The following is an 11760-nucleotide window of genomic DNA, read 5'->3' as shown; positions in this document are numbered from 1 at the left end:
ATTCATGCAGTATTCAGAAATTATGATTCGCTACGGAGAGTTATCAACCAAGGGCAAAAACCGTATGCGTTTCATCAATAAACTTCGCAATAATATTTCGGACGTTTTGTCCATCTATCCCCAAGTTAAGGTAACTGCGGATCGCGACCGTGCCCACGCTTACCTGAATGGAGCCGACTACACAGCAGTTGCAGAATCTCTCAAACAAGTCTTCGGGATTCAGAATTTTTCTCCAGTATATAAGGTCGAAAAGTCTGTAGAAGTTCTGAAGTCTTCTGTTCAAGAGATTATGAAGGAAATCTACAAGGAAAGCATGACCTTTAAGATTTCTAGTAAGCGCAGCGACCACAACTTTGAACTCGACAGTCGTGAACTCAACCAAACACTTGGTGGAGCTGTATTCGAAGCTATTCCAAATGTCCAAGCTCAAATGAAAAATCCGGACATCAATCTTCAGGTGGAGATTCGTGAGGAAGCAGCTTATCTTTCCTATGAGACTATTCGAGGAGCAGGTGGTTTGCCTGTGGGTACTTCTGGTAAGGGGATGCTCATGTTGTCAGGAGGGATTGACTCACCTGTAGCAGGTTATCTAGCTCTTAAACGTGGAGTGGATATCGAGGCCATTCACTTTGCCAGCCCACCTTACACGAGTCCAGGCGCTCTCAAGAAGGCCCAAGATTTGACCCGTAAATTGACCAAGTTTGGTGGCAATATCCAGTTTATTGAAGTTCCTTTCACAGAGATTCAAGAAGAGATCAAAGCCAAGGCTCCAGAAGCCTACCTCATGACTCTGACTCGTCGTTTTATGATGCGCATTACCGATCGTATCCGTGAGGTACGAAATGGTTTGGTTATCATCAATGGGGAAAGTCTTGGTCAAGTAGCTAGCCAGACCTTGGAAAGTATGCAGGCTATCAACGCTGTGACTAACACTCCCATCATCCGCCCTGTGGTTACTATGGACAAGTTGGAAATCATTGACATCGCCCAGGAAATCGATACCTTTGATATTTCTATCCAACCGTTTGAAGACTGCTGTACTATTTTTGCACCTGATCGTCCTAAGACCAATCCTAAAATTAAGAATGCGGAGCAGTATGAAGCACGCATGGATGTTGAAGGCTTGGTTGAGCGAGCAGTGGCAGGGATTATGATTACTGAAATCACTCCCCAGGTTGAAAAAGATGCTGTCGATGAGTTAATTGACAATCTCCTCTAATCATAAAATCCAGAAGAATTCAAAAAAATAAATGAAAAAGTTAGTTATTTATCCTTAAAATGGACATTTACTGACTTTTTTTCTATTTTTATGGTATAATAAGATAAAATTTTGAATATAGAGAGTTTTCTGACAATGAATCATTCCTACTTTTACTTAAAAATGAAAGAACACAAACTCAAGGTTCCTTATACTGGAAAAGAGCGTCGTGTGCGTGTTCTTCTGCCTAAGGACTACGAGAAAGACACAGACCGTTTTTATCCTGTTGTTTACTTTCATGATGGACAAAATGTCTTTTACAGCAAGGAGTCTTATATCGGACACTCTTGGAAGATTATTCCAGCCATTAAGCGGAATCCTGATATCAGTCGCATGATTGTCGTTGCCATAGATAATGATGGTATGGGACGGATGAATGAGTATGCGGCTTGGAAGTTTCAAGAATCTCCTATCCCAGGCCAGCAGTTTGGCGGTAAGGGTGTGGAGTATGCCGAGTTTGTCATGGAGGTGGTCAAGCCTTTTATCGATGAAACCTATCGTACCAAAGCTGATCGCCAGCATACGGCTATGATTGGTTCGTCACTAGGAGGCAATATTACCCAGTTTATCGGACTAGAGTACCAAGACCAAATTGGTTGCCTAGGTGTCTTTTCATCTGCTAACTGGCTCCACCAAGAAGCCTTTAACCGCTACATCGAGCGCAAGAAATTATCGCCTGAACAGCGCATTTTCATCTATGTGGGAACAGAAGAAGCAGACGATACGGACAAGACTTTGATGGCTGGCAATATCAAGCAAGCCTATATCGACTCGTCGCTTCGCTATTACCGTGATTTGATTGCAGGTGGAGTACATTTGGATAATCTTGTCTTGAAAGTTCAGTCTGGCGCCATCCATAGTGAGATTCCATGGTCGGAAAATTTACCAGACTGTCTCCGATTTTTTGCAGAGAAATGGTAAGTTAAGAAAGGAAAAAGCCAATGCATATTGAAAACCTCAGCCACTGGAGTGGCAATCTTAATCGTGAAATGTACCTCAACCGTTATGGCCATGCTGGAATTCCAGTTGTTGTTTTTGCTTCATCTGGTGGCAGTCACAATGAATACTATGATTTTGGCATGATTAATGCCTGTGCTTCCTTTATCGAAGAGGGGCGCGTCCAGTTCTTTACTCTCTCCAGTGTGGACAGTGAGAGCTGGTTGGCTACTTGGAAAAATGGTCATGATCAGGCGGAGATGCACCGCGCCTACGAACGCTATGTAATTGAGGAAGCCATTCCTTTTATCAAGCATAAGGCAGGTTGGTTTGATGGTATGATGACGACAGGTTGTTCGATGGGGGCCTACCATGCACTTAATTTCTTCCTCCAGCATCCAGATGTCTTCACCAAGGTGATTGCTCTCAGCGGTGTTTACGACGCGCGTTTCTTTGTTGGCGATTACTACAATGATGATGCTATTTACCAAAATTCGCCAGTAGATTATATCTGGAATCAAAATGACGGATGGTTTATCGACCGTTACCGTCAGGCAGAAATCGTCGTCTGTACGGGCCTTGGTGCCTGGGAACAAGACGGTCTACCATCTTTCTACAAGCTCAAAGAAGCCTTTGACCAGAAACAAATTCCAGCCTGGTTTGCTGAATGGGGACACGATGTCGCCCACGACTGGGAATGGTGGCGTAAACAAATGCCTTATTTTCTTGGACACCTGTATCTATAAAAGGAGTTGCCTATGAATTATCTTGTTATTTCTCCCTACTATCCGCAAAACTTTCAACAGTTTACAATTGAGTTAGCAAATAAGGGAATTACGATGCTGGGTATCGGTCAAGAACCCTATGAACAATTGGATGAACCCTTGCGCAATAGCCTGAGTGAGTACTTCCGTGTAGATGATCTTGAAAATTTGGACGAAGTCAAACGTGCAGTTGCCTTTCTTATTTACAAGCATGGCCCAATCGACCGCATCGAGTCCCACAATGAATACTGGCTTGAGTTAGACGCAGCCCTTCGTGAGCAATTCAATGTCTTTGGTGCCAAACCAGAGGATCTCAAAAAGACCAAATATAAGTCTGAAATGAAGAAACTTTTCAAAAAAGCAGGTGTCCCTGTGGTACCTGGAGCTGTTATCCAGACGGAAGCAGATGTGGATAAAGCAGTGAAAGAAATCGGTCTACCAATGATTGCCAAACCTGATAATGGAGTGGGAGCGGCAGCAACCTTTAAGCTTGAGACAGAAGACGATATCCATCACTTCAAAGAAGAATGGGACCATTCAACCGTTTATTTCTTTGAAAAATTTGTCACTTCTAGTGAAATCTGTACCTTTGACGGGCTTGTAGACAAGGATGGCAACATCGTCTTTTCAACGACTTTTGACTACGCCCATACACCACTAGATCTCATGCTTTACAAGATGGATAATGCCTATTATGTTCTCAAGGATATGGATCCAAAATTGCGTAAGTATGGCGAGTCCATTGTCAAGGAATTTGGAATGAGAGAACGCTTTTTCCATATCGAGTTTTTCCGTGACGGGGACGACTACATTGCCATTGAGTACAACAATCGTCCTGCGGGTGGCTTTACGATTGATGTTTACAATTATGCCCACTCTTTTGACCTCTATCGTGGCTATGCAGCGATTGTCGCAGGAGAAGAGTTCCCAGCATCAGAATTTGAACCTCAATACTGTCTAGCTACTTCACGTCGTGCCAATGCAAATTATGTCTATTCAGAAGAAGACTTGCTTGCTAAGTACAGCCAGCAATTCAAGGTCAAAAAAATCATGCCAGCAGCCTTTGCAGAGTTACAAGGAGATATTCTCTATATGCTGACAACTCCAAGTCGTGAGGAGCTGGATCAGATGTTAGCAGACTTTGGTCAACGTCAAGAGTAACGAAAAGGATGAAAGGAGTTTGACTTCTTTTGTCCTTTTCTTAAAGATAAGTTAAATAAAGCGTTTTCCATAGATTCTTTTAGAAAAGATATTGCTAAAAGGCCTAAAAATTGATAGAATAAGGATTGTCTAAAAAAATTAAGGAGAATCTATCAAATGGATTTTACATGGGCTATTAAATATGCCACTGAATTTTTGGGAACTGCCATTTTGATCATTCTTGGTAATGGTGCAGTTGCTAACGTTGAACTTAAAGGTACGAAAGGTCACCAAAGTGGCTGGCTCGTTATCGCGGTTGGTTACGGTATGGGGGTTATGATCCCAGCCTTGATGTTCGGTAATGTATCTGGTAACCACATCAACCCAGCCTTCACACTTGGACTTGCTGTGAGCGGACTTTTCCCTTGGGAACAAGTACCATATTACATCCTTGCGCAAGTTTTAGGAGCGATTTTTGGTCAAGCTATGGTTGTGGCAACTCACCGTCCTTACTACTTGAAAACAGAGAATTCTAATAACATTTTGGGTACTTTCTCAACGATTTCAAGTGTTGATCACGGTACAAAAGAATCACGTTTCGCAGCAAGTGTAAATGGTTTTATCAATGAGTTTGTCGGTTCGTTTATTTTGTTCTTTGCAGCCCTAGGAATGACTAAAAACTTTTTTGGTGCAGAAGTAATGCAATACATGAAGCAAATGGCAACGCAGGCTAATCAAACAGTTGACTTTTCTGAATTAGCTATTAAGGCTCAAATAGCACCACACACAGCAGCAGGCCTTTCAGTAGCTCATTTAGGGCTTGGTTTCCTAGTAATGGCCTTGGTAACTTCACTCGGTGGACCTACTGGACCTGGTTTGAACCCAGCTCGTGACTTTGGACCACGTCTTCTTCACGAACTCCTTCCGAAATCAGTTCTTGGTCAACACAAGGGTGATTCAAAATGGTGGTATGCATGGGTTCCAGTTGCAGCTCCAATTGCAGCGGGTATTGCAGCAGTAGCACTATTCAAACTACTTTACCTATAAGAAACGAAACTGGGGAAACCCAGTTTTTTTCTTGGAAAATTTTCTAATTTAAACAAATATGGCTTGTAAAATATTCTAAAATCCTTTAAAATAAAATAGTTGGAGGAATTTATGGATGTGAATGAGATTGTTCGGATCATTCCGACTTTGAAAGTTAATAATCGAAAATTAAATGAGACATTTTACATTGAAACTCTAGGAATGAAACCCTTACTAGAAGAGTCTGCCTTTCTTTCATTAGGCGACCAGACGGGTACGGAGAGATTGATTTTAGAAGAGTCTCCAAGCATGCGAACACGCAGAGTTGAAGGACTTAAGAAGCTAGCTAGACTTTTGATAAAGGTTGAGGATCCTTCTGAAATCGAGGCCCTTCTTTCTCAGATGAAGTCTCTTCCTCGCCTGTTTAAAGGAAGCCGTGGATATGCTTTTGAGATTGTTTCTCCTGAAGAGGATGTGATCCTTGTTCATGCAGAAAATGATATAAGAAATTTGGTTCCACTGGAAACTGTTCCTGAATTTTATTCAAATACAAGTATAAAATACGTGAGCCAATTTGAGGTTTCTATGGAGTTGCGTTTGCCTGAGGGGACAGAGAGTTTACTTGATCCTGAAGGAGTATCGCAAGCAATCACCTTTACGAAAGGGCAAGGGCCAGATTTGGCTGTTGAAAACAATGTCACTTGGGACTTGACGATGTTGAAATTTTTAGTAAGAAATTTTGATCTAACCAGTCTTCGTCAGAAATTTGAAAAGACAGGCTACTTTGTCCCTAAGTCTGAAAAATTCTTCCTTGGTAAAGATACCAATAACATTGAATTGTGGTTTGAAGAAGCATGAAGTTGGAAAAAATTCTAAGAAAAATAGAAAATCAAATCGAGGCAGGGGTCTATCCCGGGGCCTCTTTTGCGTATTATAAGGATGGTGAATGGAAAGAGTCTTATCTAGGATTGAGTGATCCAGAACGGGGCTTGAAAACAGAGAGCGGTTTGCTTTATGATCTGGCTAGTGTGAGTAAAGTCGTGGGAGTGGGGACGGTTCTCATCTTCTTGTGGCAGCAGGGCGCATTCGATATTGATCGACCGGTAACGGATTTTTTACCGGAGTGTGATTATCCTGATATTACTATACGGCAGCTTCTGACCCATGCTACAGACCTGGACCCCTTTATTCCTAACAGAGACCAGTTAAGCGCTGAGGAATTGAGAGAAGCCATGTTTCACCTCAATAGACGAAATCAGCCAGCCTTCCTATACTCGGACGTTCACTTTTTACTCTTGGGCTTTCTTTTGGAAAAAATCTTTAACCAAGACTTGGATCAGATTATAGAAGAACAAGTTTTGAAACCATGGGGGATGAAGGAAACGATGTTTGGTCCCGTTGAGGTTGCTGTACCAACAGTGAGAGGAGCGGAGGCCGGAAACATTCACGATCCTAAAGCCCGTCTATTAGGGAAGCCCGCTGGAAGTGCTGGCTTGTTTTCGACTGTTAAGGATCTGCAAATCTTTCTGGAACATTACTTAAAAGATGATTTTGCAGCAGATTTGAGCCAAAATTTTTCTCCCTTAGATGATAAGGAGCGTTCCCTAGCCTGGAATCTGGAAGGAGCTTGGCTCGACCATACGGGCTATACTGGTACCTTTATCATGTGGAATCGAGAGAAGCAGGAGGCTGCCATCTTTTTATCCAATCGAACGTATGAGAAGGATGAGCGTGCCCAGTGGATAGTCGATCGAAATCAAGTGATGGAAATGATTCGTCAAGATAAGTAGGGGTGAAGCATGTCAAAAACATTAAAAGGAACTCTGTATACAGTAGTGGCAGGGATTGCTTGGGGCTTGTCTGGAACTAGTGGTCAATACCTGATGGCACACGGGGTTTCTGCTCTGGTCTTGACCAATTTGCGACTTATCATTGCAGGCTTGGCACTGGTAGCCTTATCCTATATGACTGCAAGGGATAAACTCTATGCTTTTTTTAAAGACAGAAAAAGCCTTTTATCTCTGCTGTTATTTGCCTTGTTTGGACTTTTCTTAAACCAGTTTGCTTATCTTTCTGCCATTCAGGAAACCAATGCTGGAACGGCGACAGTTCTCCAGTATGTATGCCCCGTTGGGATCTTGATTTATACCTGTATCAAGGACAAGGTAGCACCGACACTGGCTGAGATTATTTCGATTGGTTTAGCAATTGGAGGAACTTTTCTGATTGCGACGCACGGGAAAGTTGACCAGTTGTCTGTCACACCCCTAGGCCTTTTCTGGGGTCTCTTTTCTGCCTTGACCTATGCTCTCTATATTATCCTTCCCATCGCTTTGATTAAGAAGTGGGGCAGTATTTTGGTGATTGGTGTTGGGATGGTTATTTCTGGTGTGGTGGCTCTTCCCTTTACAGGAGTCTTACAGGCCAGCATACCGACTAGCTTAGATTTTCTCTTTGCATTTGCTGGGATTATCATCATCGGAACGGTTTTTGCCTATACAGCTTTTCTAAAAGGGGCTAGTCTGATAGGCCCTGTTAAGTCTAGTTTATTAGCTTCCATAGAGCCAATTTCTGCTGTTTTCTTTGCCTTTCTGATTATGAAGGAACAGTTTTATGCGATTGATTTTGTCGGTATGGCCATGATTTTACTAGCCGTGACCATTATTTCATTGAAAGATTTGTTGATAGAAAACAAACGGAAGGTTGAATGAGAAACTAGTCACTCGTAAAAAGTGGTTGGTTTGAATATCCTATCGAAATATTGATTACGGCTAAGGAATGGGAGTGGGATTTTATAAAATTTTAAGTTTCTTTTTTTACAATAAACCAATCTTTAACTGCTAGAAGGAGGAGATATGAAAATTTTACAAAGCATTCACCCAACTAAGCTCCTGCGCTACTTGAGATGGTTTGACATTCTGATTATTACAGTTCTAATGTTTGGCCTGTTTATCATTCGGTCAACGGAGCTCTTTTTAGCAAGTATGTTTCCGACAGGTTTGTCAACTACAATGGATACGGCAAGTGATACTGTCGGCGAAGGAGCGGCCTATTCGAGCAACTTCACCTTGCAAGTGATACTTCTGACCTTGGCCTTGCTTTACCTTTTGATTCGGAATTATGATTTCAAACAACTTCCTATTCGTTGGACCTGGTCTCTTCTCTTTTGGGTTCCTTTTATATTTGCCATTGTAGGTTTGTTTGGAGACTTGGTGACGACACTAACTGGTGAATACAATTACTTTAATCCAGCCCTTTTTTCTTACATAGATCCCATGGAAGTTATACGGAAATTCCTAGCACTTAGTCCGATGGCAATTGCCTATGCCTTGCTAAATGGCTTCTATGAAGAGTTTTTCTTTCTAGGGTTGTTGACCTCAGTGAAAGAAAAGCACAAGTGGCAGGTTTTGTTTTATTCTACCATTATTCGGATTTCTTTTCACACTTATCAAGGGTTGGTGTGGGCACTGGTTATTGGTGTAGTTTATGGTTTATTCTATTATTTTCTATACAAGTATAAGGTTAAAAATCTTTTGCCATTTTTCCTCATGCATGCTTTGGCAGACATGTTTGGTTCTAGCCTCATGTATCTCTTGATTGCCTGGGGAAGGTAAGAAATCAGAAAAATCCACTCAATCGAGTGGATTTTGTGTGTATAGATGATTAGTCTTTATTTTCGTGTGGCAAAATCAAGTTCAAGATAATTCCTGTCATGGCTGATAGAGCAGTACCTGAAAGTGTAACTGGGCCAAGTTTGAGGATAGCCCCACCAAGTCCAAGTACTAACATGGCACTTGCGATGATGAGATTACGCATTTGACTGAAGTCAACGCGTTCCTTAATCAAAACTTTCAAACCATTGCTGGCGATAACTCCGTAGAGAAGGATGGACATGCCACCGAGCACAGCATTTGGAATGGTTGAAATCAAGGCAGTGAATTTACCAAGGAAGCTAAGAGCAATGGCGATAAAGGCTGCGTTACGGATAACAGAGACAGAAGCGATACGAGTCATCCCGATAACCCCTGTATTTTCTCCGTAAGTCGTATTAGCTGGTCCACCGAGAAAAGCCGATACAGATGTCGCGATACCGTCACCGAGAAGCGTACGGTGAAGTCCTGGATTTTTCAAGAATTGACGGCCACAGATTTGGCTCAAAACTGTGTGGTCTCCGATGTGTTCTGAAATTGTTACAATAGCGATAGGCAAGATTGCGATTGTTTCAGGACCGAAGTACAAGTTGTATTCTTTAAAGGCACCACCAGTATTAAATGGCAAGTAGAAACCGGGAATTTCAAACCAGTTGGCTTCTAGAACAGGAGTGAAGTCAACTAATCCAAGCACTAGGGCAAATAGGTATCCACCGATGATGGCGAAGAGGAAAGGAATGATACGGAGGAACCCTTTTCCTTTTGTATTGATAAAGGCTGCAATCAAGAACGTCACGACGGCTACAAGAGCATTTTTCCAGTTTCCATCTGCCACAAGTCCAGCATTCGTTACAGCAGAACCAGCAAGACCAAGACCGATAACGATGATCATAGGTCCGATAATGATTGGTGGCAAGAGTTTGTCAATCCATTTCGTACCTGCAAAACGAACACTTGTCGCTACAAGGACATAGACTAAACCAGTCAAGATAACCCCAGTTTGAGCAGCAGAGACATCTCCTCCCATTTCTTTCATGGCTAGAGACATAGCTGTGATAAAGGCGAATGAAGAACCTAGGTAAACTGGAACCTTAAAGCCAGTAGAAATCATGTAGATAAGTGTTCCAATACCGGAAGCGAAGAGAGCAACCGATACGGGCATTCCCAAAATTAAGGGAACGAGAATGGTTGCACCAAACATGGCAAATACGTGCTGGAAGCTTAGAAGAATACCTTTACCAGCAGAAGGACGTTGATCAACGTCTAGTAACAAGTCAACAGTTGATTCCTGTTTCATAAAAACCTCACTTTTGGGCACCAAAAAAGAGCCCATTATTTTACAGCAATAGGCCCTCAGAGTAAGACTTTTTAAAAAATAGCTATCTTTTAAAAATTTATATAAATCTGCGCCTTCGTCACCTCACAGGATGACATTAAAAACCTTTGCTTGTGATAGTATAGCAGAAAAAAATGATTTTGTAAATCATTTTTTCCCGAGCCCGGAAATGCGAGAGCGAGGTATGATTTTGTAAATCATTTTTTTCCGAGCCTAGAAATAATAAAGCGAGGTTGATTTTGTAAATGGTTTTCTGAATTTTAAACAATGGTGCACCATTGTTTAAAGTGGGCGTTTGTTGGGCATGCCAGCCTTACGTGGATATTTATTTGGGGTTTCTTTTTTCTTTTCGACCACAGTGATGTAGCGCGGATCTCCATTTGGCAGGGCATAGCTGAGGTTTTCCTCTACCTTACTAAAGAGGAGGTTGAGGGCATTCTTAGCTTCTAGCAATTCCTCAGGAGCATTGCTGGCCTTGAGTGCCAATAGTTTTCCGCCGACTTTAAGATAGGGAATGGTCAGCTCAGACAAAACCTGCATACGGGCAACCGCACGAGCCGTCACCACATCAAACTGGGCACGGAAGTTCTTGTCTTGGGCAAAGTCTTCTGCCCGTCCATGGTAAAAGTGAACACCATCCAAATCCAACTCCTGAGCCAAAAGCTGAAGGAAGTTGATGCGCTTATTGAGCGAATCAATGATGGTCACATCTAACTGAGGATAGAGGATTTTCATGGGTAGACTAGGAAATCCTGCCCCAGCCCCGATATCAAGAAGTTTGATCTTTTTATTTGGAATTAAACGTTGCAGAATAGGTGCAATCGAATCATAAAAGTGTTTAAGGTAGACTTCTTCTTTGTCTGTAATAGCGGTCAGGTTAATCTTTTCATTCCATTCTACCAAGAGTTCAAAATAGCGTTCAAATTGGTTCTTTTGCTGGTCCGAAAGTGGAAGATTTTGCTCAGCTAGTAGGCTGTAAAATGTTTCTGGTTTCATATAGTTTCCTTCTCTAGTATCATCTTATTTTACCATATTCATTAAAATTTTGATATACTGGTATTAATCTAAAAGCAGAAAGGAATAAGATTATGGCTTGGATTATTCTTGGAGTTTTGGCTCTGATTGTTATTTTTGTGATTGTTAGCTATAACGGTTTGGTTAAAAATCGTATGCAGACCAAGGAGGCTTGGAGCCAGATCGATGTTCAGTTGAAGCGTCGTAATGATCTCCTCCCAAACTTGATTGAAACAGTCAAAGGCTATGCGAAATATGAAGGTTCTACCTTGGAAAAAGTAACAGAACTTCGTAGACAAGTAGCCACAGCAACTTCACCGGCAGAAGCTATGAAGGCCAGTGATGCCCTTACCCGCCAGATTTCTGGTATCTTTGCAGTAGCAGAGAATTACCCAGACTTGAAAGCTAGTGCTAACTTTATCAAATTGCAAGAAGAGTTGACCAATACAGAGAATAAAATTTCTTACTCTCGCCAACTCTACAACAGTGTTGTCAGCAACTACAATGTAAAACTTGAAAGCTTCCCAAGCAACATCATCGCAGGACTATTTGGCTTTAAAGCTGCAGACTTCCTTCAGACACCTGAAGAGGAAAAGGCAGTTCCTAAAGTTGACTTTAGTGGTTTAGGTGACTAAG

General features: G+C 41.9%; 12 protein-coding genes. 10 read left to right on the top strand and 2 right to left on the bottom strand.

Features of this window, described 5'->3' with window-relative positions; genetic code table 11:
• The first annotated feature begins 4 nt into the window (after window positions 1-4).
• From thiI to ACVX3R_RS06095, 9 genes are all read left to right on the top strand, one after another.
• Window positions 5-1219: a tRNA uracil 4-sulfurtransferase ThiI gene (gene thiI / locus ACVX3R_RS06135; protein WP_458794568.1), complete on the top strand. Its 1215-nt coding sequence runs from the start codon at window positions 5-7 to the stop codon at window positions 1217-1219.
• Window positions 1220-1354: 135 nt separating this feature from the next.
• Window positions 1355-2179: an alpha/beta hydrolase gene (locus tag ACVX3R_RS06130; RefSeq protein ID WP_458794567.1), complete on the top strand. Its 825-nt coding sequence runs from the start codon at window positions 1355-1357 to the stop codon at window positions 2177-2179.
• A 20-nt stretch (window positions 2180-2199) separates the two neighbouring features.
• Window positions 2200-2940 (top strand): esterase family protein, encoded by a 741-nt coding sequence (locus tag ACVX3R_RS06125; RefSeq protein WP_458794566.1) that lies wholly within the window; start codon window positions 2200-2202, stop codon window positions 2938-2940.
• A gap of 12 nt (window positions 2941-2952) precedes the next feature.
• Window positions 2953-4119 carry an ATP-grasp domain-containing protein gene (locus ACVX3R_RS06120; RefSeq protein WP_458794565.1) on the top strand — a complete coding sequence of 389 codons (1167 nt, stop codon included), beginning with the start codon at window positions 2953-2955 and terminating at the stop codon, window positions 4117-4119.
• A 156-nt stretch (window positions 4120-4275) separates the two neighbouring features.
• Window positions 4276-5145, top strand: a complete 870-nt coding sequence (gene gla, locus ACVX3R_RS06115) for an aquaglyceroporin Gla (protein ID WP_458794564.1) — start codon at window positions 4276-4278, stop codon at window positions 5143-5145.
• Between the two features lie 111 nt (window positions 5146-5256).
• Entirely contained in the window at window positions 5257-5982 is a 726-nt protein-coding gene (locus tag ACVX3R_RS06110) for a CppA N-terminal domain-containing protein (RefSeq protein ID WP_458794563.1), read from the top strand.
• Window positions 5979-6914 carry a serine hydrolase domain-containing protein gene (locus ACVX3R_RS06105; RefSeq protein WP_458794562.1) on the top strand — a complete coding sequence of 312 codons (936 nt, stop codon included), beginning with the start codon at window positions 5979-5981 and terminating at the stop codon, window positions 6912-6914. Before ACVX3R_RS06110 ends, ACVX3R_RS06105 begins: the two co-directional genes overlap by 4 nt.
• Window positions 6915-6923: 9 nt before the next feature.
• Entirely contained in the window at window positions 6924-7835 is a 912-nt protein-coding gene (locus tag ACVX3R_RS06100; RefSeq protein WP_458794561.1) for a DMT family transporter, read from the top strand.
• A gap of 144 nt (window positions 7836-7979) precedes the next feature.
• On the top strand, window positions 7980-8738 hold the full coding sequence (locus ACVX3R_RS06095; RefSeq protein ID WP_458794560.1) for a CPBP family intramembrane glutamic endopeptidase: 759 nt from the start codon (window positions 7980-7982) through the stop codon (window positions 8736-8738).
• A gap of 49 nt (window positions 8739-8787) precedes the next feature.
• On the opposite strand, the gene ACVX3R_RS06090 is transcribed toward ACVX3R_RS06095, so the two are convergent.
• Window positions 8788-10071: a uracil-xanthine permease family protein gene (locus ACVX3R_RS06090; protein ID WP_458794559.1), complete on the bottom strand. Its 1284-nt coding sequence runs from the start codon at window positions 10069-10071 to the stop codon at window positions 8788-8790.
• A 321-nt stretch (window positions 10072-10392) separates the two neighbouring features.
• Window positions 10393-11106 carry a 16S rRNA (guanine(527)-N(7))-methyltransferase RsmG gene (gene rsmG, locus ACVX3R_RS06085; protein WP_458794558.1) on the bottom strand — a complete coding sequence of 238 codons (714 nt, stop codon included), beginning with the start codon at window positions 11104-11106 and terminating at the stop codon, window positions 10393-10395.
• 92 nt (window positions 11107-11198) lie between these two features.
• On the opposite strand from rsmG, the gene ACVX3R_RS06080 reads away from it, so the two are divergent.
• Window positions 11199-11759, top strand: coding sequence for a LemA family protein (locus tag ACVX3R_RS06080; RefSeq protein WP_458794557.1), 561 nt, complete (start codon window positions 11199-11201; stop codon window positions 11757-11759).
• Window position 11760 lies beyond the last annotated feature (1 nt).

The organism is Streptococcus sp. 517s (assembly GCF_054445985.1).
This window is presented reverse-complemented; position numbering and strand designations above follow the sequence as displayed.